The organism is Maritimibacter dapengensis (assembly GCF_019218265.1).
Lineage (GTDB): Bacteria > Pseudomonadota > Alphaproteobacteria > Rhodobacterales > Rhodobacteraceae > Maritimibacter > Maritimibacter dapengensis.
Genome location: NZ_JAHUZE010000001.1, coordinates 226,697 through 253,327, shown reverse-complemented (window position 1 = coordinate 253,327; position 26,631 = coordinate 226,697). Strand labels below are relative to the sequence as shown.

Genomic DNA, 26,631 nt, shown 5'->3' with positions numbered 1-26,631 from the left:
CGGAGCAGGATCATGACCGCACCTCTCATCTGGATATTCTTCGGCCTGCTCGCCCTGTCCGTTCCGGTCGCACATGCCATGCTGGGCGGCGTCGCCGCAGCCCTGTGGCTGGACGGCAAGCCGATGGCCGTGATTGCGCAGCGCCTTTATACGCCGACGCAAAGCTTTCCCATGCTCGCCATTCCGTTCTTCATCCTCGCCGGCAATCTCATGATGTCGGGCAAGTTCGGAACATATCTCGTGAACATCGCGCGTCTGATCGTGGGCAATTTTAAAGGCGGCCTCGGACAGGTGTCCATCATCGGATCGGTGATGTTCGGCGGCGTCTCGGGATCGGCGGTGGCAGATGCGACCGCCCTGGGTAACGCGCTGATCCCGGTGCAAACCAAAGAGGGCTATCCGCGAGGCTTTTCCGCCGCGATCAACAGCGCGTCTTCGACAGTCTCGGTGCTGATCCCGCCGTCGATCCCGTTGATCCTCTATGGGCTCGTCTCCAGCGTGTCCATCGTGGACCTTTTCATCGCGGGCATCCTGCCGGGTGTCATGCTCGGGGTCGGCATGTTCGCGGCTGTGGCCATCGTGGCCCACTTCAGGAACCTGCCCCGATCCCCCCTGGCTGGAGGCTTCAAGGCCTTCCGCCCGCAGATTGCAGCTGCCATTCCGGCTCTGTTGATGCCCGTCTTCGTGATCGGCACTCTACGGTTCGGCATCGCCACCCCGACCGAAGTCAGCGTCATGGCGGTGGCCTACGCCCTGTTGGTCAGTGGTCTGGTCTACCGCGACCTGTCGCTGCGCGGCATTTGGCGCGCAATCGTCGACACGGGCATGATGACCGGCGCGGTAATGATCATCATCATGGCCTCGTCCACCATCCAATGGGTGCTGACGGCAGAACGTGTTCCCCAAGACCTTGCCGCCTGGGTGCAGGCGACCTTCTCGAACCCCTGGATGGTCATCTTCGCCCTCAACCTCGTCATGCTCGTCGTCGGAGCCTTTCTCGACCTGCCAGCCGCCGTCCTTCTGCTTGGACCGCTGTTCGTGACCATCGGACAGGCCATCGGATTGGACCTCGTGCAACTGGGGCTGATGATGGTCGTGAACCTCGCCATCGGACTTTATACGCCGCCTGTCGGAACGACATTGTTCATTTCCGCCGCGATCTCGGGGGCGAGGATCGGTGAGACGGTCAAAGCCCTCCTGCCGTTCTACGCCGTGGCGATCGTGGTGCTGTTGCTGATCTCATATGTCCCCGCGTTGACGATCTACTGAGGACAAGGCGGCTCAAAGGGCCCAAGGCTTCACTTCTATCAGTTCCGGCCCGCTTTCGGGCCGGAACGTGCAGCCGGCATCGGTCAGAAATGTCCGGGCCTGCGCTTCGTGTTCTTCTGCTTTCGAACCCAGCCATTCCATGAACCGTTTGACGATCCGACGGTTGAAGTGGCGCGGCGGGCAGACGAACCAATAGGCCGGGAAATCAATCACGTCGAAGGACGTGGAAAAGGGGACCAAATCGCCGCGAAGCAGCTCCGGCAGACAGAGGGTCACACTGTCGAGTGCGATGCCTCCACCCTGCTTTGCAAGTTCGATGGACATGGACGACCTGTCGAACCGGAAGGGATACTCCAGACCCTGCACCTCGATCTTGTTCGACGCCAGCCAGAGATCCCAACGATAGAGAGCCTTGACGCTGTCGATCAGTCTGGCTTCGGCAATCTGCTCCCGCGGATCGTCGGAAATCGTGCGCAAGCTGGCGAGGTAGTCCGGACTGCACATCGGCATCACGAGGTCGCGCATGACACATGTCACCGACAGCCCGGTCCAGCCGCCCAGCCCGTACCGCAGATCGAAATCCACCGCCTCGGTATCGAAGGCGCTGAAGTCGGGGGTCGCGTCGACCCTGATGTTCCAGTCGGCGTTGGCTTCGGCAAAGTCGTATATCCGCGGGCCCAGCCACCTGACTCCGAAGCTTGGGCTGACACGCAAGGTCAGGTTTCGGGTATCCCTCTGTCGCGTGATCGCGCTTCGCGCGTTCCGAATGGCACTGAAGGCCTGGGTCGTGGTCTGAAAAAGGCGATCGCCATCCAGCGTCAGAACAAGCCTGCGCTTCTCTCGTCTGAACAGCCGCACGCCAAACTGCTCTTCCAGCAGCTTCACTTGCTGACTGACCGCAGAGGCCGACACCCCCAATTCCTCGGCAGCTTTCGTCACGGATCCAAGTCGCGCCACGGCTTCAAAGTGCTCTGTGGCACGGATGTTGATGTCACGCATAGTGCCTCGCCTCGTCTTGCCTGATCTGACCGATAGATGCCCAATATCACATCGGGTCGGCAAACCGTAACGTATCCAAACACCGATCGGCTGCAGTCAGGCCGCTTGCCAGTGACCGCCGGTCGGTGGTGCGCTCGCATGCCCCACGAGAATGGCTCAAGGCGGCTTTCAGTGCCTTCCATGCCTCTCGATAGGCTCAACCGACCTCGTCTCGCATTGGCGAACGGTTCGCCCGAAGTTCGAAAACGACGCGACGCAGGGATAAGGCAACGAATATTCGGATGGTCCACAATTCCGATCTTCGCGACACGTGGCATGCTGCGACAATCACGATTGACCGGTTCCATGACGGCGCATCGCGGTTTCGGCAACGCAACGGAACGCCGCTTCAGGCCGAACGCGGCGCTTGCGCGGGGAGCATGCCGTAATGGCCCCGCCGGATTGCGTTAGGTCCGCTTGGCGCCCAACTTGCTTCTTTTGCACGTTGCAGCGAATGTCCGCTCTCAAGAATGGGAGCAAAGCATGAAGATCATGTGTCTGAATGGCTGGGGCGGAAAACTCCATGAGGCGCTGCTAACCTACCTCGCCGGGACGAGCCCCGGTATTCTGTGTTTGCAGGAGGTCATCCACAGCCCCGCCTCGGACAAGGATTGGCTGACTTATCGGGACGGCGATCACATCCTTAAGCAGCGCGCCAATTTGTTTCGCGATGTCAGCGCGGCTCTGCCGGAGCATGTCGCGATTTTTTGTCCGGCTGCGCAAGGGGAGCTGTGGGACGACCGAACCGCGATCCCATCGCAATGGGGCCTTGCGACCTTCGTGCATCGCTCTTTTCCAATCATCGGACAGGTGCAGGGCTTCGTTCACAAGGACTTTTCCCCCGTCGGCTATGGCGCTCACCCGCGCTCACGTAGCGCGCATGGCGTGCGGGTGTGGGATTTTGACGCAAACCGAGGCGTGAGCATCACTCATATGCATGGTCTCCGTGACCTGAGGGGCAAGATGGATACGCCAGAGCGCGCAAAGCAAGCGCACAAGCTGCTCGGCATGTCGCGCAGCATCACCGAGCCGGACGATCTCACGGTGATCTGCGGCGATTTCAACGTCGAGCCGGACAGCGAAACGCTTTCCATCCTCGGCAATGCCGGACTGACCGAATTGGTGACGGGGCGCGGCTACGACAGCACCCGCAACTCGCAATACAAGAAACCGGGGCGCTTTGCCGATTATTTGCTGATCGACCAAGAGCACGCCGTGAGGGACTTTGACGTGATCTATGACCCCGAAGTGTCAGATCACTGCCCGCTTATCCTCGAACTCTGACCGACTGCGAACGCGTGCTTCCAGACTGACGGCTTGAAGGGCAAGAAAGTCCGCACAACGGTCATACAATCAGGCAATCTGCTGCGAAATGCACAAATTGCCGGACGGGAGAGGCTGCACTGCGGCATCGGCAGATTTCTCGATGGTCCACTGTGGGCAGAATGCAGCCCAGCGACTTGACCTCGAACCACGCTTGTCATAGGCACAGCGTTACTGCGCGGGCGTTGTGTAATGGTAAGACCTCAGCCTTCCAAGCTGATGATACGGGTTCGATTCCCGTCGCCCGCTCCAGACGCCCTTCACCCTTGCAACACCGTGTCCGGCACCGCACGAAATAGCTTCGTTTGGCGCGCCGCTCTGCTAGGGTGCGCCTAAAAAGCGGAGCAGATATGCGGAAGCTGACGCGGCGAGCGGTCCTTCTGGGCGGTGGTGCGGCCATCGGATATGGGGTCGCGCAGGCGACGGGGCGAAAGCTCCCCGTCTATGACGGCACGACCCGGCTTTCCGTGCCCTCCGGCGACGGTTTCCTCAACGACGCCAGTACGCTTTCGGCCACGCCGATCAACAAGCATGTGACGCTGACCGAAGATCCGGGCGATACCCTTGTCACCGCGATCCGCGCCGAATTGCGCGAGGCGCGCGATGCGGGACGGCCCTTCAACATCGGCGCGGCGCGCCATTCCATGGGTGGACAGGCGATCCCGGATCGCGGGCACGCCGTCACTTTCGCCAACGGTTCGGTCGAGATCGACAGCGAGGCCATGACCTACCGTTGCCATGCCGGTGCGCGTTGGTCCGATGTGATCGCGGCGCTGGACCCGGCGGGGTTCTCGCCAAAGGTTATGCAGTCGAACCACGATTTCGGCGTGGCCGCGACGTTTTCGGTCAATGCCCACGGCTGGCCGGTGCCCTTCGGCCCCATGGGGTCGACCGTGCGTTCGCTCCGAATGGTGCTCCCGTCCGGCGACCTCGTGACCGTGTCGCGAGACGAAAACGCGGACCTCTTCGCACATGCGATGGGCGGATACGGGTTGATCGGAGCCATCGTGGACATGGAGGTCGAAATGGTCGCGAACACGCGCCTCGTCCCGACCTTCGACGTGCTGCCGGCGGACGGCTTTGCATCTGCGTTTCAGACCGCGCTCGACGATCCCGCCGTCACGATGGCCTATGGCCGCATGAACGTGGACCGCGCCGCGTTCTTCACCGAAGCCCTCCTCATCACCTACCGCGAAAGCGCCGACCAGTCCGACCTGCCGCCTGCCACCGGGTCCGGCTGGATGTCTCATGCCGCCTCGCGGGTCTACCGCACCCAACTCGGGGCCGAGCCGATGAAGCGCGCGCGGTGGTGGCAGGAAACGGTGCTGGGCCCAAAGCTCGCCGCCGGCCCGGTGACGCGCAATACGCTCATCAACGAACCCGTCGTCACGCTCGACGACCGCAACCCCGACCGCGTCGATATTCTGCACGAATACTTCGTCGGGTTTGACCAATGGGACGGGTTCCTCGCCGCCTGCCGCGACGTGATCCCCGCCTCCTATCAGGAGTTCCTGAACGTCACCCTGCGTTACGTGGCGGCCGACCCGGTCTCCACGCTCGCCTACGCGCCGGTGCCGCGCATCGCCGCCGTGATGTCGTTCAGCCAGGAACTCACCGAACGCGGCGAGGCCGACATGGCCCGGATGACCCGCGCGCTCGTGGACAGGATCACCGCCATCGGTGGCGCCTACTACCTCTGCTACCGCCCGCATCCCACGCCGGAGCAACTCATCGCCGCATACCCCGGCGCCCCCGCCTTCGCCGCCGCCAAGCGCGAGAACGATCCGGGCGGGCTTTTCGGCAACCTCTTCTGGGACAGGTATTTCGCACAGCTATGACCCGCCTTCGCCTCATCGCATTCGGCTATTTCATCGCGCTCATGATCGCGGCCTCGATCAACTACATTCCGGGTCTGACGGATGACGAAGGTCTGGCCTTCGGCATCTTTGCGCTCGACATTTATGACGATGCCCTGCACGTGGCGTCCGCACTCTGGGCGCTGGCCGCCGGGCTGATCTCGCACCGGGCGGCGCGGATCTTCCTGATCCTCTTCGGCGCGGCCTATCTCGGGGATGGAATTTTCGGCATGTTCACCGGCTGGGGCTATCTAGACCTCGGCATTTTCACCAACGAAAGCCTCGGGGTCGACCTGTCGCTTCCCCGCCTGTTCGCCAACCTCCCGCATCTCGCACTCGGCGGCTTCGCGCTCTGGGCCGGCTGGCGCGAAACGGGCGGGCCGCCATGAAACGGCTGGCCCGCTGGCTCCTGCGCATCATCGTCGTGCTGGTGGTGGTAGCGATCCTGCTCGCCGTCCCGGTCGCGCGAAACGAATGGGCCTGTCAGGGCACGCCGGTCGCGGACAGCTACCAATCGCTCCTGCCGCCCGGAACCCACCGTGCCGAGGCGCGAACGCTCCTCACCTATCCCGAATGGCACATCGTCCACGCCTATGACGACTACGCTCGCGTGATATCGACGGAGGACCCCCACGACTTCGACTACCTCAAGGCCATCGGCGGCTACTGGTCCTCGCTCTGCGCCCTGACTGAAGCTTCGGCGGCGCATGGCGGCATGGACACGCCCACGAAACAACTGGTCTACGTGATCGGCACCAGCTTCACCCTCGAACTCCTCGCCAAGGCCGCCTACGAGGAAACGCTCGGTCGTCTCGCCACCCTGATCCGGGGCGACGCCCGCGCGCCGCTTGACGAGGTGTCTGCCCAACAGGCCGCGGACTACGCCCGCTTCCTGCAACAGACACCCTGGTATCTGTGGGATTTCTCCGCCGCACAGAATGCCCTCGCCGCCGCCTCGACCGGAAGCTTCCGGGACCGGGAACGCCGCCTTGCCCTAGGCATCGAGAACGCGGCCAAATCCGCTTATGCCGGGGTCATCGCCTCGGCGGTTGCCGCGACCGGCAATGACGACCTGACGCTCCACATGATCGCCAAGGGGCTCGACCCCGACGCCTACGACGGCGTCACACTGGTCGCGGAACGGTCGCAGGGCCGTGTGCTCGCGACGCCGCGCTACCGGGCGCTGACCCTGATCCTCGACGACATGGCGCAAGACGGCGCGACCTTTGTCGAGATTGCGGGCAACGACGATATCCTCCTCACCGCGACCTCGCCCGATCCGACCGCCCCCGGCGCGCTTCATAGCTTTCCGCGACAAGGCTACGGCGACTACCGCCACCTGATCATGGTCAAGGTTCCCGACCTCGCCCAGCGCCTGCGGGATCTACCGGGGGCTGGCCTGACGCTCGAGCATATCCATGACTATTAAGGCGGTGCTGATCGGTCTCGCAGGCATGGTCGCGGGCTGGGTCGCTGTCCTTGTCCTCGTCGGCCTCCTGTCGGACGCCGCACCCGCGCAGGTGGTCATTCTGCCCTCGGCCCGATTGATCGAAAACCTGCCCCCCGACGTGGCGATCATGGACAGCGCCCGGTTCTCCGTCACGCTGGAAAGTGACAGCCCCGCGCTTGCCCGCCGCCTCTATGCTTCAGGCGCGCGACTGGTGCTCCCCGCCGGATTGCCCGGCTGCCTGCCGCTTCCCGAAACCGCCCGCTGAAAACGAAAAGGCCGGGCGTTCTGCCCGGCCTCGTCACGATCCCTGGTACGAAGATCAGAGGTAGTAAGTGTCCGCGAAAACGTGACGCACGATGTCGCCGCGTTTAATGCCACGCTCGGCCAGTTCGGCGTCGGACAACGATTCAAGCGCGGCGATTTCGCCTTGGCGTGAACGTGCCTCGATATATGCCATGCCGAAGCTTTTCAGCGCGGAGGTGATCCGCGCGAAGATCGGATGCGATGCGGCGAAGTCAGTGTTGGTTGCAGTGTATGCCATTTTGGAAACCCTCGAATGTTGTGCCTCTGGTTTCCTCCCTTGGCGTTATGGGTAAGCCTTGCTGTCTCGGATGAGAACCGACAATGCCGCAGCGCCGCTATGCAGCATTTGCATCGCTGGCCGGAGAGAGCGACAATCCACCAATATTCTCAATATGTTGGACGATCGCCGAAACGCCCTCTCCATGCCGCAATGCAGCAAACTCGAACGGCTTTCCATTCCGCATCCGGGTCGCATCCCGCTCCATCACGCCCAGATCAGCCCCGACATAGGGCGCAAGATCGCGTTTGTTGATAATCAGAAGGTCGCTTCGCGTGATCGCAGGCCCGCCCTTGCGGGGAATTTCCTCGCCCGCCGCGACGTCGATGACATAAAGCGTGATGTCCGCCAATTCTGGGCTGAAGGTGGCCGACAAGTTGTCTCCGCCGCTCTCGATCAGGATCAGATCGAGGTCAGGATGCGCCGCGTTCAGCTCCGCTACGGCGGCAAGGTTGATCGAGGCATCCTCGCGGATCGCGGTATGCGGGCAGCCTCCGGTCTCGACCCCTTTCACCCGGTCGGCGGGCAGGATTTGCATCCGCATCAGGGCCTCGGCATCCTCACGGGTGTAAATGTCGTTGGTAATCACGGCCATCGAGCAGCGGTCTTTCAGCGCCTTGGCAAGTTCCGCCGTCAGCGTCGTCTTGCCCGCGCCCACCGGCCCGCCGATCCCGACGCGCAAAGGTCCGTTCGCCATTCGCTCCTCCTCAGCTCCGGAACATCCGGGAATATTGCGTCTCATGCTTCATCGCCGCGATATCCGACAGGAACGCGTTGGAGGCGATGTGGGTCAGCTCCCCATCCGCCGCCTCCCGCGCCGTTTCCTCGATCAGCGGCGCAAGGTCGCGGATCACCTGCTGTGCCTCGGTCTGCCCGATCGGCCCCAGCCGCTGCGCATTGGCGACCAGGTTGGTGACGAAGGCCTGAAGGTAAAGCGTAATCGCCAGGTCCAGGGGCAAGCCCTCTTCGTGCACCGCATGGCCCAGCGCGACCGGATAGGTCAGCCCGTCAAGTTCCTTCGACCACACCGCCGACACGGTATCGCAAAACGCCTTACCCTGCGCACAGGCTTCGCTCAGCCGCTCGCGGCAAGGTGCGAAGGCCCGCGCGATCCCGTCCACCTCTGAAAGTTTCCGCGTGTGAAGCGCGGCGGCCGCCATGAAATGCGCGTCCGTGTTGGCCGATCCGAGCGTCAGAAGGTCGGTGATCCACGCCTTCAGACTCTCGGCATCCGTGACCCAACCGGCCTCGAACGCTGCTTCCAGCCCGTGGGAATAGGCAAAAGCCCCGACCGGGAAAGCGGGCGACAGCCATTGCGTCAGTGTCAGAACATCATCCGTGCGCATGTTCAAGCTCCCCATGCGAATGAGAATGGTCGTGACCATGGGTCCGACCATGACCGTAGGCTCCCCCCTCCGGTGTGAAAGGTGCAACCACCTCCCGCAAATTCGCGCCCAATCGCGACAACATGTCCGCCATCACGTGGTCCCGTTGGATGAAAATCGCGCCATCTGCCAATTGCGCAGGCGTGTGCCGGTTCCCGATGTGCCAGGCGAGCCGCACGAGGTCCGGCCCCGTGACCTCGAACAGCGGCTCATCGGCGGGAATCACGCCGACCGTCCGCCCATCGTCGAGTTGGAAGGCATCGTGATCCCCCACGCTCACCGTCTGCGCAAGGTCGACAAGAAACCGCTCCCCAGTGTCGGTGGTCAGCACCTTGCGTCGCAGGAAGCGCTCATCATAGCTGAGCGTCACCGTGGCGTCCGGGTGATGCGTGTGGGCGATGGTCTGGGCTGTCTGCATCGCGTCCCCTCAGAACATGAAATACCGCTGCGCCATCGGCAATTCTCTCGCCGGTTCGCAGGTCAGAAGCTCGCCATTTGCGCGCACTTCGTAGGTTTCGGGATGCACCTCGATCTCCGGTGTCGCGTCGTTCAGGACGAGGTCTTTCTTTCCGATCCCCCGCGTGTTGCGCACGGCCACCGTGTTCTTGGCCAGCCCGAGCGTCTTGGCGATGGAATTGTCATGCGCGCAGGCGCTGACGAAGGTCACCGCCGAGTTTTCGACCGCCCGCCCCATCGCCCCGAACATGGGCCGGGAATAGACCGGCTGCGGCGTCGGGATCGAGGCGTTCGGATCACCCATCTGGGCCATGGCGATCATGCCGCCGATCAGCACCATCTCGGGCTTCACCCCGAACATGGCGGTGTTCCACAGCACGAGGTCAGCGCGCTTGCCCACCTCGATCGACCCGATTTCATGGCTCATGCCATGCGCCACCGCCGGATTCATCGTGTACTTGGCGATATAGCGGCGGACGCGGAAGTTGTCGTTGTCGCCGGTCTCCTCGGCCAGCCGCCCGCGCTGTTTCTTCATCTTGTCGGCGGTCTGCCAGGTGCGGATCAGCACCTCGCCGACCCGCCCCATCGCCTGAGAATCGCTCGCGATGATCGAGAACGCGCCCATGTCGTGCAGAATGTCCTCGGCCGCGATGGTCTCGCGCCGGATACGGCTCTCCGCGAACGCCACATCCTCGGGGATCGACTTGTCGAGATGGTGACAGACCATGAGCATATCCAGATGCTCTTCCAGCGTGTTCACCGTGAAGGGCCGCGTCGGGTTGGTGGACGAGGGCAGCACGAAATCCTCGCCGCAGATCTTGATGATGTCCGGCGCGTGACCGCCCCCCGCGCCTTCGGTGTGGAAAGCGTGGATCGTCCGGCCCTTCATCGCGGCCACGGTGTTCTCGACGAACCCGGACTCGTTCAGCGTGTCGGTGTGGATCATCACCTGCACGTCGAGGTCATCGGCCACGCTCAGGCAGCAATCAATGGCGCCGGGCGTCGTCCCCCAATCCTCATGCAGCTTGAGCGAACACGCCCCCGCCATGACCTGTTCTTCCAACGCGGCCGGCAGCGACGCATTCCCCTTCCCCGCGAACCCGATGTTCATCGGCACGCCATCGACCGCCTGCAGCATTCGCCCGATATGCCACGGCCCCGGCGTGCAGGTGGTGGCGAGCGTGCCATGCGCGGGCCCCGTGCCGCCGCCCAGCATCGTGGTCAGTCCGGAATGCAGCGCATCTTCGATCTGCTGCGGGCAGATGAAATGGATATGGCTGTCGAACCCGCCCGCGGTCAGGATACGCCCCTCGCCCGCAATCGCCTCGGTCCCCGGCCCGATGATGATGTTCACGCCGTCCTGCGTGTCCGGGTTGCCCGCCTTGCCGATGGCATGGATGCGCCCATCCTTCAGCCCCACGTCGGCCTTGTAGATGCCGGTGTAATCCACGATCAGCGCGTTGGTGATGACCGTGTCCACCGCCCCGTCCGCGCGGCTTGACTGGCTCTGCCCCATACCATCGCGAATGACCTTGCCGCCGCCGAACTTCACCTGATCGCCATAAAGCGGCTTGTTCTCGCCACCCGCCGGCGTCGCGGTCAGGTCGCGCTCGACCTCGATGATAAGGTCCGTGTCGGCCAGCCGAACCTTGTCGCCGGTCGTCGGGCCGAACATCGCGGCATAGTCGGATCGTTTAATCGTTGCGGGCATGTTCAGCGTCCTCGCTTGCAGTCGAAGTGTTCGCACCCGTCCCGGGTCTGACCCGGGACCTCATCGTCAGGGCGGAGGCCCCGGATCAGGTCCGGGGCGCGTGTCGTGCCTGGCATCATCGGCGCACTTTCGGTCCGCGTTTCGCGAGCCGCCTTGCGTTCGATTTGGTCTTGGCACGAACGGGTCGCATCGCGGCCTTGGCCACGTCGCCACCATTCGTCGCCGCGATACCCGCACTCAACATCGCGCGGGTCCATGCCCCCGCTTTCTCACTGACCATCCGGGTGTTCTCATACGGCGTCACCGACCACATTCCGGCCATGCCCCAAAGCCGCATCGCGATCACGGCCTGCGCCTCGGCAACGATCATCCCCGCCTGCAAGGCGTTGGCCCAGGCGTCCCAATACGTCGGCAATCGGGCCATCACAGCGCCCCCATGATTTTCTGATTGAAACCATAAATCTTCCGCGCACCGCCAATGGGGATCAGGTTCACCTCACGGGCCTGCCCCGGCTCGAACCGCACCGCCGTTCCCGGCGCGATATCGAGGCGCAGGCCCTTCGCGGCCTCCCGGTCGAAATCAAGCGCAGGGTTCGTCTCGTAGAAATGGTAATGCGAGCCGACCTGCACCGGGCGGTCGCCGGTATTGGCGACCATCAGCGTCACCACCTCGGCACCTTCGTTCAGCGTGATCTCGCCCGCAGCGGGCATGACTTCTCCCGGGTTCATCTGGCTCTCCTCAACGAATGGGATTGTGGACGGTGACGAGCTTGGTCCCGTCCGGGAACGTCGCCTCGACCTGCACTTCGTGGATCATCTCGGGGATGCCTTCCATGCATTGGTCGCGCGTGATGACGGCGGCCCCCGCCTGCATCATCTCGGCGACCGAGCGCCCGTCGCGCGCGCCTTCGACCACCGCATCGGTAATCAGCGCAATCGCCTCGGGGTGGTTCAGCTTCACGCCGCGTTCCAGCCGCTTGCGCGCGACCTCGGCGGCCATGGCCACCAGCAGCTTGTCTTTTTCTCTCGGGGTCAGGTTCATGTCAGAGCATCCAGGGTCTTGGGATTTCGTCTTGGTTCAGAAGTCGGATCGCAGGCACCAGAACGCGCCGGAGCGCGAAACTGTCGGGCGCGACGATCCGGGAAACGAGAAGGTCGGGCGCGAGCAGGCTCGCCCCCGCGGTTTCAGGCAGCAACGCGCGCAACTTGTCGAGATAGGCTTCGGCCTCGGGCGCGGCAAAGACCAGCGCGGCCATCGCCCGCGCGCCATTCATCGTCGCGGCAGAGGCGAGCATATTCTGCAGATCACCGACCAGGTGGATGGCATCGAGATATATGGGCACGCCGTCACGGCGTATATCGACCCGGTCTTGGAACCGGACATCGCGCAGCACCTCGCCCATCGCGACGCGGCCCAGGATCAAAGGCTCGACCATGAGAAACCGCGCGCCCGGCGCAAGCTCCACCGACAACTGGCGGCGCATGTGGCAGCGGTCGAACAGGATCGTCTCCTGCGGAAGCCAGTTGAGCCGCGCATCATCCGCGACCGTAAGCCGGGTATCGACCCGCCCCGGCACTGCGTCCCGCGCAGCATAGGCGCGTTCGGCAGCCTGCGTGGTCAGCGTCAACTCGGTGCCGCACCCTGCCTCCGCCTCGGTCTGGAACCTGTCACCACCGGTGACGCCTCCGGCGGTGTTGATGAGCATGGCGTCGAGCCCGCGCGCCCCGCGCGGAAATAGCGCCTTCATCGACCCCGACATGGCGAGCTCGTCGATCACGCTCGCCCCGCCCCGCGATTTGGCCGACACGCGAACGGCACCGCGCGCGCGCGGCTGCTCGGCCTCGGTGATCGCGGCGAGTTGTGTCATGGAGCCTCCGGATTCCCACCGCCCCGAGTGTTTCCCGCCGCTTCGGGAGAGTCAGGAGACCGCGCGCATCCAGCCCGAGAAATCCGTATTCGCCCCGATCTGGCGACCAAAAATCAGGCGCGTTGCCCAAATTTCATGCGACGTGAAAAGCGCAGATACGGAGATCATCCATACGTATTCCATACGCGATACATACGTGTTCCATACGTGGATTTTCGGGGCGATCACTGTGCCGCAAATGGTCTGCGACCGCGCCTCAGTCTTCCGGCGGCGCGTCGTCGTAAATGCCCGACAGAATCCGCTGCGCGTCGCCTTCCGGGTCTTCATACTGGCGCGACTTCAGCGTGTAGAAGAAGAACAACAGCCCCAATGCGCCCAGAAAGATCGACACCGGAATAAGATAGACGAGTACGTTCATGACCTGCGCGCTTTCAACCTGAGAGCATTGAGGGACACTGTAATGGACGACAGCGACATCGCCAAGGCCGCGGCCAGCGGCGTGGCGAAGCCGAGCAACGCAATCGGAATGGCGATGAGGTTGTAGGCCGTTGAAATACCGAAGTTTTCCTTGATTCTCTTTGTCGCCTTCCGGCTCGTCGAAACGGCCTCGCCCAAAGGCTCCAGGCTCTTGCCGAGCAGCACGATATCGGACACGACCCGCGCCGCCTCCAGCGCCGATGCGGGCGAGATCGAGACATGCGCGGCGGCGAGCGCGGCGGTGTCGTTCAACCCGTCCCCGACCATCAGAACCTTCGCCCCGCCTGCGGCCAGTTCTTCGAGCGCGCCGACTTTACCCTCCGGCAACATGCCCGCGCGATAATCCTCGATACCCAGCCGGAACGCCACGTCCTGCACCGCGGCCGGTGCGTCCCCGGAAATCAGCGTCACGGCACAGCCCTGCGCCTTCATCGCGGCAACAGCCTCCGCCGCACCCTCGCGTAACGCATCGTTAAAGGTAAACGCGACGGCGGGGCGCTTGCCGATCTTGAGATAAGTCGCCGTGCGGTCGAGCGTTCTGGCGCCAAGCCATTCGGCGCGGCCCAGCCGCACGATTTCACCACCGTGTTGCGCCTCGATCCCGTAGCCCGGAATCTCGCGCACCTCGGACAATACGGAAGGCATGATACCCGCCCCGCTCACCGCCTGCGTGATCGCCTGTGCCAATGGATGCGACGACCCCTGCGCGAGCGCCCCCGCGATGGCCAGATCGGCCTCGGCATGGTCACCCATATTGTCGAGTGTCGGCTCGCCCTGTGTCAGCGTACCGGTCTTGTCGAACACCACGTGATCGACCTCCGCCAACCGCTCCATCGCGGTCGCGGATTTCAAGAGCATTCCGCGCTTGAACAGCCGCCCGGAGGCCGCCGTCGTTACCGCCGGTACGGCCAGCCCCAGCGCGCAGGGGCAGGTGATGATGAGCACCGCGACGGCGATATTCAGCGCCAGCCGCACGTCTCCGCCCGTGATCACCAGCCACGCCACGAACGAACCCAGCGCTAGCAGATGAACCGCCGGCGCATAGATGGCAGCCGCCTTGTCGGCGAGGCTCGTATACTTGTTGCGCGCGGTCTCGGCGATGGCCACGAGGTCGGCCATGCGGTGCAGCGAGGTATCCTCGCCGGTGGCCGCGACCCGAACCGTCAGCGGCCCGGTCAGGTTCACTTCGCCCGCGTTCACCATCTCGCCGGGGCCCGCGAAAACCGGGAGGCTCTCGCCCGTCAAAAGCGAGCGGTCAACTTCGCTTTCGCCGGTTTCGACCATGCCGTCGACCGGCACCCGGTTGCCCGGCGTCACCCGCACCACATCGCCCACGGCAAGCTCGGCCACGGGAACCACAACCTCTTGCCCGTCCACGATTTTATGGGCGCGCGGCACTTCCAGCGCGGCCAGTTCCTCGGCCGCGGACCGCGCCACGGCACGGGTGCGATGGTCGAGGTATCGGCCCGCGAGCAGGAAGAAGGTCAGAGACAACGCCGCGTCGAAATAGGCGTGCTGCCCGGAATGCATCGTCTCATAGACCGACATCCCGGCGGCGAGAATGATCGCCAGCGAAATCGGCACGTCCATGTTGAGCCGCGCGACGCGAAGCGCGGTCCAGGCATTGCGAAAGAACGGCTGCGCCGAGAACGCCACGATGGGAAGCGCGATGGCCGCCGAAACCCAGTGAAACAGGTCCCGCGTCGCCTCGGTCGCACCGGACCAGACCGCCACCGACAGGAGCATGACGTTCATCATGCCGAACCCCGCCACGCCCATTCGCATCATCAGATCGCGCGAGCGTTTGTCGGTTTCCGTCGCGGACAGCGCGCCCGCGTCAAGCTCATAGGCCTCGTATCCGATGCCTGTCAGGTAGGCGGCGAGGTCTTCCGCTTCGACGCCCTGATCGGCTTCAACCGTCGCCCGCTTGAGCGTCAGGTTGACCCGCGCCGAGCGCACGCCCGGCTGGGTCGCGAGCCCCCGTTCGACGCCCACGATACACGCCGCGCAATAGACCTGCGGAAGCGACAGCATGATGCGACGCGACTCGCCACCGTCGCCCGCATAGCCGCGCCCTGCCGTCTCTTCGGCAAGATGCGCGGCGTCACAGGCCGGACAGGCGGAAACGGGTGCGGCCATTCGTCAGTTCTTCGGCACGTAGAGTTCGATCAGCTGGCGAAACGGTGTCCCGTCTTCGGACACGGCTTCGAGCCGAAGCTCCCACTTGCCGTAGTCCAGTGCACCGACCTTGGCCGTATAGGCGCCCGACATGGTGCGGGTGAAGAACGGCTCCTGATCGTCGTTCACATGGGTCGCACGGCCCAAGATGCCGCCGATCGACTTGACACGTACGGGCATGCCCGTTGCCTCGTCGGTGATCATGAGCATAAGGCTTTCACCGGTCATGGTCGGCTTGACGGACCAGTTCAAAGCGGCTTGTGCTGCGCGGTCACCGTCGAATTTCTGGCTCGCGACATAGGAGTTCTTTGTCTCCAGCCCCGGAAAGGTCGATATTGCCTTCGTCGCCATGAAAATGTTGACGCTGATGATGATTCCGAACGCGATCACGGCAATGGCGAGCACGTGCCAGCCGGTCAGCTTGCGCCCCTCGTCGGCCTGTTCAACCATGCTCATTGTCCTCTCCCATTGAATACGGTGTCGTGGAAGGCGCGGTCCCCGGTCACGCCATCGACCACCCAGATGCGAATGTCGGTCCGGTCGCGCAGGCTCTCTTCCGAACCAGGTGCCGAGGTCACATAGACGCGCACCTTGTTCTCGGTGTCAGCCGGGACGACGACCACGCGTTCGTCGGTTCCTTCTACGGCAACCTCGAAGGGGCTGTCGACTCCGACCGAAACGTAGAACGGGCGGCTTTCGCCGTGTTTGTTGCGCACGCCGACCTCGTAGGTGTTGCGCACCGAACCGTCCGACAGCGTGACGAAGGTCGGGTTGCGTTCGGGCCGGACGGTAATCTGAAGATCGGGACGCACGAAAAGCGCCACGGTCAGCCCGACCCCGATGGCCGCCCATAGGAACGTGTAGAGAAGCACGCGCGGACGCATGATGTGTTTCATCAGCGATCGTTTATGGCCACCGGCGCGCTCATGCTCTTCGTCCTTGAGCGCCATGTAGTCAATCAGGCCACGCGGCTTGCCGACCTTGTCCATGATCTCGTTGCAGGCGTCGATGCAAAGCGCACAGGTGATGCATTCGAGCTGTTGGCCATCGCGAATGTCGATCCCGACAGGGCAGACGTTGACGCAGGCCATGCAGTCGATGCAATCGCCCAGCTTGTCAGCCTCAGGCCCTTTGCGGTGCTTGCCGCGCGGCTCGCCGCGCCATTCGCGATAAGCGACCACCACCGTGTCCTCGTCCATCATCGCGGCCTGAATCCGCGGCCAGGGGCAGGCATAGATGCAGATCTGCTCACGCGCGATGCCGCCGAAGAAAAAGGTGGTGAAGGTCAGGATACCCATCGTCGTATAGGCCACCGGATGCGCGTTCAGCGTCACCAGATCGACCAGCAACGTGGGCGCATCGGTGAAATAGAAGATCCACGCACCGCCGGTCGCAAGACCGATCATGAGCCATACGAACCACTTGGACAGACGTAGCCGCCACTTCCGGGCGTCCCATTTGGCTTTCCAAAGCCGGACCCGCGCGTTGCGGTCGCCCTCGATCCAGCGTTCGGTCAGGACGAACAGGTCCGTCCAGACGGTCTGCGGGCAGGCATAGCCGCACCAGACCCGACCGAGCGCCGAAGTAAAGAGAAACAAACCCAGCCCCGCCATGATGAGCAGACCCGCGATGAAGTAGAATTCATGGGGCCAGATCTCGATCCAGAAGAAGAAGAACCGGCGATTTGCGAGGTCAACCAGAACCGCCTGATCCGGGAGGTTCGGTCCACGGTCCCAGCGGATCCACGGCGTCAGGTAGTAGACGCCGAGCGTCAGCGCCATGATCCACCATTTCAGCGCACGGAAATTGCCGCGCACCCGGCGCGGAAAGACGGGTTCGCGCGCGGCATAGAGTTGTTGTGTGGGTTCTGGTGTCTCGCTGGTGGACATGAGAATCCGATCCTGGCTAATGTTTCACTTGGTTTGTATGTTTTCGGCGCGTGACCGGGCTTTGACTTGGATCAACATTCCAGAAAGTGAATGGGTGTTTTACGCGACGTAATCCTACTCTGTCGCATACCTTTTAAGCGCCTGATTTCGCGAGGTTTCAATCCTGCGCGATCGTCGGCTCCGGTCGCATTCGACGGCCTCAAAAATCAAGAGGTACGGCGCGGGGCTTTGACGCTCCTTCGACCATATGGCAATACGCCGCAAACCTCGGGACTGCGCGAACAGGATCAGGGTGAGAGACGGCGTTCCCAACGGGGCGCCGTTTTTCGTTGGCTTTACGCGCCAAGCCGGCCCATCGGAACACCCCTCCCCGGCCCGCGTTGGGTTTCAGACCCTCACGGGACGAGACACACGGAGAGGAAACGATATGCCCAAAGACATCACCACGAATGACGTCAAACTTCACATCGAGGACCATGGCGGCGATGGCCGCCCGGTCGTCCTGATCCACGGCTGGCCGATGTCCGGCAAGGCGTGGGAGAAACAGGTGCCCGACCTCAAGTCCGCGGGCTTTCGCGTCATCACCTACGATCGTCGCGGGTTCGGGGAGTCCGAAAAGCCCGACAGCGGTTATGATTACGACACGCTAGCCGATGACCTGCACGGCATCGTCACCGAGCTCGAACTGGAGGACGCGTCGCTCGTCGGGTTTTCGATGGGCGGCGGGGAAGTCGCCCGCTACATCGCCCGACACGGCGACGACCACCTTCATTCGGTCGTATTCGCCGCTGCGGTGCCGCCTTACATGATGAAAACCGAGGACAACCCGGATGGGCCGCTTACGCCGGACGCCGCGCAGGAGCTCGAAGCCGGTCTGAAGAAAGACCGTGACGCGTTTTTCGATGATTTTACCAAGAACTTCTTTTCCGCGGATGGCGAATTGAAGGTCTCGGAGGAAGATCGCCAGAAAGCGATCAAGCTCTGCAAGCAATCAGACCAGACCGCCGCGCTTGGCTGCATGGAAGCGTTCGGGACGACCGATTTCCGTGCGGACCTCGCCAAGGTGCAGACGAAATGCCTTGTCATCCACGGCGACTCGGACGCGATCGTGCCGATCGAGGGGTCGGGCGAGCGGACAAAGACGGTGGTGGTTCACGCCGAGTTGGAGGTGCTCGAAGGTGCGCCGCATGGCTGCAACGTGAGCCATCCAGAAGCCTTCAACGAGGTGCTGCTCAAGTTCCTGCATCGCTAGGCGCAGCGCCCCGGAACACCATCGGCACGAAGCGGCCCCAGGGGCTGTTTCGTGCCGGACCGACGATTTCGAACCCGGCATTTTCGTAGGCACGCACGGCGCGGATATTATCCGGGTGCGGGTCGATGGCGACCTGCGGCGCGCCTTCGTCGATGAGCCTCAGGGCATGCTGGCGCACCATCGCGCTGCCATGCCCGCAACCGATGAAATCTGCGGGGCCGATATACATGTCGATGCCACGAGCGCCGGGATCGAGAAACGAGAACGGGTGGTCGTCCCATGCGTGGACTCGGTAATCCTGAAGATAGGCGATGGGTTCTCCATCGAGCGAGACGACCCACTTTCGTATATCGCCGCCCTCAGGGATGTCCTCGTCCAGCGGATCGTCGTCATCATCGTCCCACCATTCGGCCACATGCGGCCGCGCGAGCCAGTCGCGCAGCATTTGCATGTCGTCATCCACTACAAGCCGGAAATCATATCGGGTCATGGCGCGAGCCTAGCAGGTCGGCGCGACCTGCCGGAACGAAAAAGGCCGGAGCGCAATGCTCCGGCCTTTCCCTGTTAAGTGGCACCGACCCCGGAGAAACGCGCGAACAGGATCAGGGATCGGTGCCGAACCGGGGAGTGAGGCCCCGGATCTGGTGTGCTGGCCGGCTTACTCGCCGCCGCCCAGCTGGTGAACGTAGGCTGCAACAGCCTTGATCTCGGCATCGTCGAGACGGGTGTTCCAGTTCGGCATAACGCCGTAGGGACCCACGCGGACAGAGCTTTCGATCTGCTCCTGCGATCCGCCATAAAGCCAGATCGCGTCGGTGAGGTTCGGCGCGCCCTGCTCGCGGTCGCCGCTGCCGTCTTCCATGTGGCAGGACGAGCAATTGTCCGCGAACACGGTTTCGCCCGCAGCGACGTCGCCATCGAAGCTTTGACCGGAGAGCGAACCGACGTAAGCGACCACGTCCGTAATCTCGGCATCTTCGAGATAGTCGTCACCGAATGCCGGCATTTCCGAATACCGCGCGTCCGGGTCGTCCTCGTTCCGGATGCCGTGGGTCACGGTGGTCACGATGGAAGCCAGATCGCCGCCCCAGAGCCAGTCGTCGTCGAGAAGGTTCGGATATCCGTTCCCTTCTTCGATGCCGTTGGCGCCCGAGCCGTGGCACTGCGAACAATAGGTGGCGAAGGTCGCCCGGCCCGATTGGATCGCATAGCTGTAGGCCGCTTCGTTGTTCGGGATGTCGGCGGCGTCGAGCGAGGCGAGCTCGGCCCGGACCTCTGCGTTCATGTCCTCGAAGCGATTGATCTCTTCCGCGACTTCAAGTCGGGTCGAGTAGCCCAGAAGACCGCCCGTGGCGCGTTCGACCAAAGGCCATGCCGGGTAGGCGATGGTATAGCCGATGCCCCAGATGATCGTGGCGTAGAAGGTCCACAGCCACCAGCGCGGAAGCGGGTTGTTGAATTCCTTGAGGTCTTCATCCCACACGTGTCCGGTGGTTTCGACCTCTTGCTTTTTGTCACTCATTGCCGCGCCTCCTCAATATCCTGGGCGGGTTGATTTTCGTGGCGGAAGGGGGCGTTGGCCGCGTCCTTGTGGAGCTCACGGCTCCCTGGGCGAAACACCCAGAGAACGGTGAGAACGAAGAACAGGAACATGGCCAAGAGGACCCAGCTGTCCGCGATTTCGCGAAAGATGCTGTAGGTGTCCATCGTCAGTCCCCTTACCGGATCCACTCTTCGGGCGTCTGCTCGAATTCCGAGAAGTCCACCAAGGTGCCCAACATCTGCATGTAGGCGATCAAGGCGTCCATTTCGGTGACTTCGGGCTGCCCGTCGAAGTTGCGCACCTGCGCCCCCGGATAGCGTTCCATCACGGCGTCGGGATCGGCGTCTGCATAGACGTTCCCATCCGGGTCGGCCTGGCTGAAGAAGTCGGCCCGCGCCATCTCGATCCCTTCGTCGGTGTAAGGCACACCGACGATACGGTTCGTCGACATCACTTCGTCAATATACGCGCCGTCCAGCGGACGATCGAGGAGGTAGGCGTATTTCGGCATGACCGATTCCGGCACCACCGATTGCGGGTTGATCAGATGGTCGACGTGCCACTCGTCAGAGTAGCGGCCACCCACGCGGGCGAGGTCGGGCCCCGTCCGCTTGGACCCCCACTGGAACGGGTGGTCGTATTTCGACTCCGCTGCCAGCGAGTAGTGACCGTAACGCTCTACCTCGTCCCGCATCGGACGGATCATCTGCGAGTGGCAGACGTAGCAGCCTTCGCGGATGTAGATGTTCCGTCCCTCGAGCTCGAGCGGGGAGTAGGGGCGCACGCCCTCCACATCCTCGATCGTGTTCTCGAGATAGAACAGCGGGGCGATTTCGACGATGCCGCCGACAGTAACGACCAACAGAGATCCGACCAGCAGAAGCGTGGCGTTTTTCTCGAGGATCGCGTGTTTATCAAGGATAGCCATTCTTCACGCTCCCCTTATTCTGCGGCGGCCGCAGCGGCGGTCGTCTCGGCAAGAGGCGCACGACGCACGGTCATCCAGAGGTTATAGGCCATGATCAGCGCACCGGTGAGGTAGAGCACCCCGCCGAAGCCACGGACCAGATACATCGGGAACTTGGCGGCCACGGTGTCGGCGAAGGAGTTCACGAGGAAACCCTGCGCGTCGACTTCACGCCACATCAGGCCTTCCATGATCCCCGTCACCCACATCGACGCGGCGTAGAGCACGATGCCGATGGTGGCGAGCCAGAAGTGCCAGGAGACGAGCTTCAGGCTGTAGAGGCCGGCCTTGTTCCACAGTTTCGGGAACAGGAAGTAGAGCATCCCGAAGGTGATCATGCCGTTCCAGCCAAGCGCGCCGGAGTGCACGTGACCGATGGTCCAGTCGGTATAGTGGCTGAGCGAGTTCACAGCCTTGATCGACATCATCGGGCCTTCGAAGGTGGACATGCCGTAGAAGCCCACCGAAACCACCATCATGCGGATGATCGGGTCGGTGCGCAGCTTGTCCCATGCGCCGGAGAGCGTCATCAGGCCGTTGATCATGCCACCCCAAGACGGCATCCACAGGACCACCGAGAACACCATGCCGAGGGTCGATGCCCAATCCGGCAGCGCGGTGTAATGGAGGTGGTGAGGTCCAGCCCAGATGTAGAGGAAGATCAGTGCCCAGAAGTGGATGATCGACAGCTTGTAGGAGAACACCGGACGTTCGGCCTGTTTCGGGATGAAGTAGTACATCATCCCGAGGAAGCCTGCGGTCAGGAAGAAGCCCACGGCGTTGTGACCGTACCACCACTGAGTCATCGCGTCCTGCACGCCGGCGAAGACCTGAACCGATTTGGCGCCGAAGATCGAGACCGGGATCGACAGGTTGTTCACCACGTGAAGCATGGCGATGGTAATGATGAAGGACAGGTAGAACCAGTTGGCCACGTAGATGTGCGGTTCTTTCCGCTTCATCAGCGTACCCATGAAGAGAACGAGATAGCCCACCCAGACGATCGTCAGCCAGAGATCGGTGTACCATTCGGGTTCGGCGTATTCCTTGCCTTGCGTCGCACCGAGGATGTACCCGGTCGCCGCAAGCAGGATCACGATCTGGTAGCCCCAGAACACGAACCAGGCGAGACCATCGTTCCAAAGCCGCGCGCCCGAGGTGCGCTGCACCACGTAGAAGGACGAAGTCACCAGCGCGGTCCCGCCAAAGGCGAAGATCACGGCGGAGGTGTGCAGGGGACGAAGCCGCCCGAAGTTCAGGTAACCCTCGGCCCAGGCGAAATTCATCTCCGGGAAGGCCAGCATGAACGCGATATAGGTCCCGACGAGAAAGCCCACGACGCCCCAGAATGCGGTGAGCGCGACGCCGATACGAATCGGCGCGTCGAGATACCCGGTTTTGACAGGCTTTTCATGCCCCATACGCCGAAGCGTATAGATGAAAAGCCCCGCCGCGATCGCCACGACCAGAATGGCGTGGACCAGGTAGGCAAGATCGCGGGCGTAGGTGGAGGCGATGGCGGCCAGAATCGCAATCAGGCCGTAGATCACCAGTTTAACGTAATCCCACATGTTTCGTCCCTTCAGTTCTGTCTCAGCGCACCGGTTCGGGCACACCCCGATTCCCCGCGTGCTTTTCGACTGACTGCGGATTTGGACCGATCCGGGACAAGCCGCATTGATCCATATCAAAGGCAGCGTTAACGGCGGCATCCGGGCCGGATATTGACCCATATCAAAGCGGCATCGCCAAAGCCGCGCCACGCTGACACGCAGATTCACGCGGCCTGAGGGCCAGTATTCACGGAACGCAGCGATGGCTTACCAGACGATCACGACCGTACTCACCGATGCCGAGCGAGGCCGGGCCTCGTTCGACGCCGCGCAGACGTTGGCACAGACACTTGGCGCACATCTGGACGTGATCGGGCTGGGGCTCGATCGCACGCAGCCGGGCTTTTATTATGCCGGCGCAACGGCGATCGTGATGCAGGACAGTCTGAGCCAGGCGCACGAAGACGCGCTGGAACTCGAAAATTTCGCGCGCAAGGCACTTGCCGGCGCACCCTTCAACTGGTCCGCGACCGGACTGTCGGCCCAGATGGTCGCGTTGAACGGGCTGATCGCGCATCGCACGCGGTTCTCGGACCTCGTGGTGCTCCCGCAGCCTTACAATGACAAGGCCGACCACGACCTCGAAGCGATCGTCGAGGCGGCGATGTTCGAGGGCGATGTGCCGGTCCTGATACAGCCGCGTGGCCACACGTTCCCGAACGAGGTGAAGCGCGTGATGATCGGCTGGAACGAGAGCCGCGAGGCATTGCGGGCGATCCGGGCGGCCATGCCATTCCTGCAGGCTGCCGATACCGTGAACATCGCGATCATCGACCCGCCCCAACACGGGCCGGAGCGGTCGGACCCCGGTGGGCAATTGAGCCAGATGCTCGCCCGGCATGGCATCCGTCCCGAGGTCTCGGTCCTCTCCAAAACCATGACGCGGGTCGCCGACGTCCTGAACCGGCACGGAAGCGACATCGACGCCGATCTCGTGGTGATGGGGGCCTACAGCCACTCCCGGTTCCGCGAATCCATTCTGGGCGGCGCGACGCGCAACATGCTCGAAGACGCCGAAAGACCCCTGCTCCTCGCCCATTGAGGCAGAGCCCGAAATTACCTCCCTGACTGGCCGGTGTTCGATCACCGGCCATTTTTTTGACAAATGAGGCAATTGGTCTTGCCTCAATGAACCACATGGGTAATTTGCGCCCCGGGTAACGAGTTCGAGAAAGGGGAAAACTCATGAAATTCAAATCATTGCTCCTGGTCGCTGCTGCTGCGACCAGCCTCACCGCCTGTGCCAAATCGGGCCGGAACATCGAAGCCGCCGAGGTTTCGCCAGTCATGTATCAGGGTCTGAGCTGCGGCCAGATTTCCGCCGAAGCGCAACGGGTCGCAAACCGGGCTTCCGAAGTGTCGGGCGTGCAGGATCAAGAAGCGGCACGCGATGCCGTGGCGACGGGCGTCGCCGTCGTCCTGTTCTGGCCCGCCGCGTTCTTCATCGGCGGCAATGACGAGACGGCGAGCCAGCTGTCGCAGCTGAAGGGCCAGCTGAACGCGCTCGAAGCCGCGTCGAACGCCAAGAATTGCGGAATCACGTTCAAGACGGTGGAAACGTCGCCCAACGCCGCGCCGAAATCGTGAAACGACACGGTGGGCCGGTCAGGCGATCGGCCCACCGTCGAAATCGTCACCGGTTTCGGCGACAAGGGCATCGAGATCGGGCACGATCACCCGGCGCTTGCCTTGAAGCTCGATGATCTCGGATTTCTTTAGAGCAGATATCTGGCGGCTCACGGTTTCGAGCGTAAGGCCGAGATAATCGGCCATCGCTTCGCGGGTCAGCGGCAGGTCGAAAGCCATGCCGTCCGACGGATGATTCTTGCGCAACGAAGCGTCGCGCCGCGCGACGATCAGCAGGAGAGAGGCGATTTTCTCTCGCGCCGTCTTGCGCCCCAGCACGAGCATCCACTCGCGGGCCGAGTCGAGCTCGTCCAACGTCATTTCCAGAAGCCGGTTGCCGATATGCGGGGTCGAGATCATCAGGTCCTCGAACGGACGCCGCCTGAAGCAGCACAAGGTCACATCGGACACCGCAACGACGTCGAACGGGGAAGAGTCGCGCCCCGGGCGACCGATGAAATCCGATGGCAACAGAAGACCGACCATCTGCGTGCGCCCATCTTCCATCGTCTGGCTGAGGGTCGCGATCCCGGTCACGACCGAAGCGACGAATTCGAGATGATCGCCCGACCAGAGGATCGGCTGCCCGGCCTCGTAAGTCCTGTAATACTTGATGCTTTCAAGCGTTTCGAGCTCATCCGGTTCGCAACGGGAGCATACGGCACGGTGCCGTATCGGGCATTGCCCGCAATCTTTGATATCCAGATGGAGACCGGACATGAGCTTATTTGATCCTGGTCAAGGCCGCGCGTTGAGAGTTCTCTACATCGTATAAGAATGGAAAAATACACCCAACTTCGCAAGCTTGGTCTATTTGACGCACGCGTGCCGCGTTACACGAGCTATCCGACCGCCCCGCACTTCGCCGGAGGTGTTGGTTCTGACCAGGTAAGTCATTGGATTCAGGCCATTCCGTCCGGGTCCGAAATCTCACTCTACATCCACGTCCCGTTCTGCCGGAGATTGTGCTGGTTCTGCGCCTGCCGCACGCAAGGGACGAGTAACGCGGGGCCGGTGAGGGCTTATGTTGATTCGCTGATGCAAGAATTAGCGACGCTCAAATCCCGGCTCGCGGATGACGTCAGGATCAGCCACCTGCATTGGGGCGGCGGCACGCCGACCCTGCTCGAACCCGACATGATCGCGGACCTTGCCGCAGCGATCTTCGACGTTGCGCCACTTGGCCCGAACGCACAATTCTCTGTGGAGATCGACCCGAACGAAATCGACGGTGCGAGGCTGGACGCGCTGGCGGCTGCGGGGCTGAACCGTGCGTCGCTCGGCGTGCAGGACTTCGATCCGATGATCCAGGAGGTCATCGGGCGACCCCAGAGCTACGAGATCACCAAGAAGGCCGTCGATGGCCTTCGTGCGCGCGGCATCAAATCGCTCAACGTCGATCTGCTCTACGGCCTGCCTCACCAGACCAAGGCGCGGATGGCCGACTCGGTGCAGAAGGTTCTGTCGCTCGACCCGGATCGAATCGCGCTGTTCGGATACGCTCACGTGCCCTGGATGGCGCGGCGTCAGACATTGATCCCGACCGAGGCGCTTCCGTCGCCCGAGGGTCGTCTCGAACTGTTCAACACCGCGCGCGACCTTTTCGTGGCCGATGGTTTCGCCGAAATCGGTATCGACCATTTCGCACGCCCCGAGGACGGGCTGAAGACCGCCCACGATGCGGGCACGATGCGCAGGAATTTCCAAGGCTATACCGAAGATTCCTCGCCCGTTCTGATCGGGCTCGGGGCATCTTCGATCTCGCGTTACCCGCAGGGCTATGCGCAGAACGAACCGGCCACCTCGAAATACCAGCTGAGAGTCCGCAACGGTGAATTGCCGATCGCGAAGGGCCACGCCTTCACGGCCAACGACAAGCTGAGGGGCCGGGTGATCGAGCATCTCCTGTGCGACTTCCGCGTGGATTTCAACGCCACGGCCGCCGAGTTGGGCGCGAACCCGGCCGCGACCCGCGCATTGGCCGAAGGGCTGGATCAGGTCCTGCCCGGCACCTTCGATCTTGCCGACGGCGTTCTGACAATCCGCGACGCCTCCCGTCCGCTCGCCCGCATCATCGCGCGGTATTTCGATGCCTACGAGATGAACGCGGAAGGTCATAGCCAGGCCGTTTGATCTGACCTAGTCTGCGC

General features: G+C 62.8%; 30 protein-coding genes and 1 tRNA gene. 11 read left to right on the top strand and 20 right to left on the bottom strand.

From position 1 onward, the window contains the following. Positions 1-12 precede the first annotated feature (12 nt). The gene (locus tag KJP28_RS01370) at positions 13-1,269 is read left to right on the top strand and encodes a TRAP transporter large permease (protein WP_218390436.1); all 1,257 of its coding nucleotides are present in this window, start codon (positions 13-15) and stop codon (positions 1,267-1,269) included. A gap of 12 nt (positions 1,270-1,281) precedes the next feature. On the opposite strand, the gene KJP28_RS01365 is transcribed toward KJP28_RS01370, so the two are convergent. After that, positions 1,282-2,268: a LysR family transcriptional regulator gene (locus tag KJP28_RS01365; protein ID WP_218390435.1), complete on the bottom strand. Its 987-nt coding sequence runs from the start codon at positions 2,266-2,268 to the stop codon at positions 1,282-1,284. 456 nt (positions 2,269-2,724) lie between these two features. Between KJP28_RS01365 and KJP28_RS01360 the strand changes: the two genes are divergently transcribed. From KJP28_RS01360 to KJP28_RS01335, 6 genes are all read left to right on the top strand, one after another. Continuing rightward, a complete protein-coding gene (locus KJP28_RS01360; RefSeq protein ID WP_418887910.1) occupies positions 2,725-3,591 on the top strand; it encodes an endonuclease/exonuclease/phosphatase family protein in 867 nt (288 codons plus the stop codon). Positions 3,592-3,808: 217 nt separating this feature from the next. Beyond that, positions 3,809-3,882, top strand: a tRNA-Gly gene (locus KJP28_RS01355). A gap of 98 nt (positions 3,883-3,980) precedes the next feature. After that, positions 3,981-5,468 carry an FAD-binding oxidoreductase gene (locus tag KJP28_RS01350; protein WP_218390433.1) on the top strand — a complete coding sequence of 496 codons (1,488 nt, stop codon included), beginning with the start codon at positions 3,981-3,983 and terminating at the stop codon, positions 5,466-5,468. Further along, positions 5,465-5,875 carry a DUF4383 domain-containing protein gene (locus KJP28_RS01345; protein WP_218390432.1) on the top strand — a complete coding sequence of 137 codons (411 nt, stop codon included), beginning with the start codon at positions 5,465-5,467 and terminating at the stop codon, positions 5,873-5,875. The genes KJP28_RS01350 and KJP28_RS01345 overlap by 4 nt, the downstream gene beginning before the upstream one ends. Continuing rightward, the gene (locus tag KJP28_RS01340) at positions 5,872-6,915 is read left to right on the top strand and encodes a hypothetical protein (RefSeq protein WP_218390431.1); all 1,044 of its coding nucleotides are present in this window, start codon (positions 5,872-5,874) and stop codon (positions 6,913-6,915) included. The genes KJP28_RS01345 and KJP28_RS01340 overlap by 4 nt, the downstream gene beginning before the upstream one ends. Beyond that, positions 6,905-7,201 (top strand): hypothetical protein, encoded by a 297-nt coding sequence (locus KJP28_RS01335; RefSeq protein ID WP_218390430.1) that lies wholly within the window; start codon positions 6,905-6,907, stop codon positions 7,199-7,201. Before KJP28_RS01340 ends, KJP28_RS01335 begins: the two co-directional genes overlap by 11 nt. Positions 7,202-7,255: 54 nt before the next feature. On the opposite strand, the gene KJP28_RS01330 is transcribed toward KJP28_RS01335, so the two are convergent. The 13 genes from KJP28_RS01330 to ccoG form a co-directional block, all read right to left on the bottom strand. Continuing rightward, a complete protein-coding gene (locus tag KJP28_RS01330) occupies positions 7,256-7,477 on the bottom strand; it encodes a DUF1127 domain-containing protein (protein ID WP_218390429.1) in 222 nt (73 codons plus the stop codon). A 97-nt stretch (positions 7,478-7,574) separates the two neighbouring features. Then, a complete protein-coding gene (gene ureG / locus KJP28_RS01325; RefSeq protein ID WP_218390428.1) occupies positions 7,575-8,213 on the bottom strand; it encodes an urease accessory protein UreG in 639 nt (212 codons plus the stop codon). A 10-nt stretch (positions 8,214-8,223) separates the two neighbouring features. Beyond that, the gene (locus KJP28_RS01320) at positions 8,224-8,862 is read right to left on the bottom strand and encodes an urease accessory protein UreF (protein ID WP_218390427.1); all 639 of its coding nucleotides are present in this window, start codon (positions 8,860-8,862) and stop codon (positions 8,224-8,226) included. Beyond that, on the bottom strand, positions 8,849-9,319 hold the full coding sequence (locus tag KJP28_RS01315) for an urease accessory protein UreE (RefSeq protein WP_218390426.1): 471 nt from the start codon (positions 9,317-9,319) through the stop codon (positions 8,849-8,851). The genes KJP28_RS01320 and KJP28_RS01315 overlap by 14 nt, the downstream gene beginning before the upstream one ends. 9 nt (positions 9,320-9,328) lie before the next feature. Beyond that, positions 9,329-11,068, bottom strand: a complete 1,740-nt coding sequence (gene ureC, locus KJP28_RS01310; protein WP_218390425.1) for an urease subunit alpha — start codon at positions 11,066-11,068, stop codon at positions 9,329-9,331. 115 nt (positions 11,069-11,183) lie between these two features. After that, complete coding sequence (locus tag KJP28_RS01305) at positions 11,184-11,492, bottom strand: antifreeze protein (protein WP_218390424.1); 309 nt, start codon at positions 11,490-11,492, stop codon at positions 11,184-11,186. Then, positions 11,492-11,797 carry an urease subunit beta gene (locus KJP28_RS01300; RefSeq protein WP_218390423.1) on the bottom strand — a complete coding sequence of 102 codons (306 nt, stop codon included), beginning with the start codon at positions 11,795-11,797 and terminating at the stop codon, positions 11,492-11,494. The genes KJP28_RS01305 and KJP28_RS01300 overlap by 1 nt, the downstream gene beginning before the upstream one ends. A gap of 10 nt (positions 11,798-11,807) precedes the next feature. After that, entirely contained in the window at positions 11,808-12,110 is a 303-nt protein-coding gene (locus KJP28_RS01295; protein WP_218390422.1) for an urease subunit gamma, read from the bottom strand. Between the two features lies 1 nt (position 12,111). Continuing rightward, a complete protein-coding gene (locus tag KJP28_RS01290; protein ID WP_218390421.1) occupies positions 12,112-12,936 on the bottom strand; it encodes an urease accessory protein UreD in 825 nt (274 codons plus the stop codon). Positions 12,937-13,192: 256 nt separating this feature from the next. After that, positions 13,193-13,354 carry a cbb3-type cytochrome oxidase assembly protein CcoS gene (gene ccoS / locus KJP28_RS01285; protein ID WP_218390420.1) on the bottom strand — a complete coding sequence of 54 codons (162 nt, stop codon included), beginning with the start codon at positions 13,352-13,354 and terminating at the stop codon, positions 13,193-13,195. Beyond that, entirely contained in the window at positions 13,351-15,552 is a 2,202-nt protein-coding gene (locus KJP28_RS01280) for a heavy metal translocating P-type ATPase (RefSeq protein WP_218390419.1), read from the bottom strand. Before KJP28_RS01280 ends, ccoS begins: the two co-directional genes overlap by 4 nt. Positions 15,553-15,555: 3 nt before the next feature. Next, the gene (locus tag KJP28_RS01275; RefSeq protein ID WP_255552143.1) at positions 15,556-16,047 is read right to left on the bottom strand and encodes a FixH family protein; all 492 of its coding nucleotides are present in this window, start codon (positions 16,045-16,047) and stop codon (positions 15,556-15,558) included. Then, the gene (ccoG, locus tag KJP28_RS01270) at positions 16,044-17,480 is read right to left on the bottom strand and encodes a cytochrome c oxidase accessory protein CcoG (RefSeq protein WP_218390418.1); all 1,437 of its coding nucleotides are present in this window, start codon (positions 17,478-17,480) and stop codon (positions 16,044-16,046) included. Before ccoG ends, KJP28_RS01275 begins: the two co-directional genes overlap by 4 nt. Positions 17,481-17,907: 427 nt before the next feature. Between ccoG and KJP28_RS01265 the strand changes: the two genes are divergently transcribed. Beyond that, a complete protein-coding gene (locus tag KJP28_RS01265; protein WP_218390417.1) occupies positions 17,908-18,732 on the top strand; it encodes an alpha/beta fold hydrolase in 825 nt (274 codons plus the stop codon). Here KJP28_RS01265 and KJP28_RS01260 read toward each other — a convergent pair. The 5 genes from KJP28_RS01260 to ccoN all read right to left on the bottom strand — a co-directional run bounded on the left by KJP28_RS01260 (position 18,713) and on the right by ccoN (position 22,813). Further along, on the bottom strand, positions 18,713-19,222 hold the full coding sequence (locus tag KJP28_RS01260) for a GNAT family N-acetyltransferase (protein WP_218390416.1): 510 nt from the start codon (positions 19,220-19,222) through the stop codon (positions 18,713-18,715). The two genes, KJP28_RS01265 and KJP28_RS01260, sit on opposite strands and share 20 nt — an antisense overlap. Before the next feature lie 168 nt (positions 19,223-19,390). Further along, positions 19,391-20,254, bottom strand: a complete 864-nt coding sequence (ccoP, locus tag KJP28_RS01255; protein WP_218390415.1) for a cytochrome-c oxidase, cbb3-type subunit III — start codon at positions 20,252-20,254, stop codon at positions 19,391-19,393. Then, the gene (locus tag KJP28_RS01250) at positions 20,251-20,439 is read right to left on the bottom strand and encodes a cbb3-type cytochrome c oxidase subunit 3 (protein WP_218390414.1); all 189 of its coding nucleotides are present in this window, start codon (positions 20,437-20,439) and stop codon (positions 20,251-20,253) included. Before KJP28_RS01250 ends, ccoP begins: the two co-directional genes overlap by 4 nt. Positions 20,440-20,450: 11 nt before the next feature. Further along, positions 20,451-21,203, bottom strand: a complete 753-nt coding sequence (gene ccoO, locus KJP28_RS01245; RefSeq protein ID WP_218390413.1) for a cytochrome-c oxidase, cbb3-type subunit II — start codon at positions 21,201-21,203, stop codon at positions 20,451-20,453. A 14-nt stretch (positions 21,204-21,217) separates the two neighbouring features. Continuing rightward, the gene (ccoN, locus tag KJP28_RS01240) at positions 21,218-22,813 is read right to left on the bottom strand and encodes a cytochrome-c oxidase, cbb3-type subunit I (RefSeq protein WP_218390412.1); all 1,596 of its coding nucleotides are present in this window, start codon (positions 22,811-22,813) and stop codon (positions 21,218-21,220) included. Positions 22,814-23,057: 244 nt separating this feature from the next. Between ccoN and KJP28_RS01235 the strand changes: the two genes are divergently transcribed. Together KJP28_RS01235 and KJP28_RS01230 are read left to right on the top strand one after the other, a co-directional pair. Continuing rightward, positions 23,058-23,897, top strand: a complete 840-nt coding sequence (locus tag KJP28_RS01235; RefSeq protein ID WP_218390411.1) for a universal stress protein — start codon at positions 23,058-23,060, stop codon at positions 23,895-23,897. Positions 23,898-24,040: 143 nt separating this feature from the next. After that, complete coding sequence (locus tag KJP28_RS01230) at positions 24,041-24,442, top strand: hypothetical protein (protein ID WP_255552142.1); 402 nt, start codon at positions 24,041-24,043, stop codon at positions 24,440-24,442. Between the two features lie 18 nt (positions 24,443-24,460). Here KJP28_RS01230 and fnrL read toward each other — a convergent pair whose 3' ends face one another. Beyond that, positions 24,461-25,201, bottom strand: coding sequence for a transcriptional regulator FnrL (gene fnrL / locus KJP28_RS01225; RefSeq protein WP_218390410.1), 741 nt, complete (start codon positions 25,199-25,201; stop codon positions 24,461-24,463). A gap of 57 nt (positions 25,202-25,258) precedes the next feature. On the opposite strand from fnrL, the gene hemN reads away from it, so the two are divergent. Beyond that, entirely contained in the window at positions 25,259-26,614 is a 1,356-nt protein-coding gene (gene hemN / locus KJP28_RS01220; protein ID WP_218390409.1) for an oxygen-independent coproporphyrinogen III oxidase, read from the top strand. Positions 26,615-26,631: the final 17 nt, after the last annotated feature.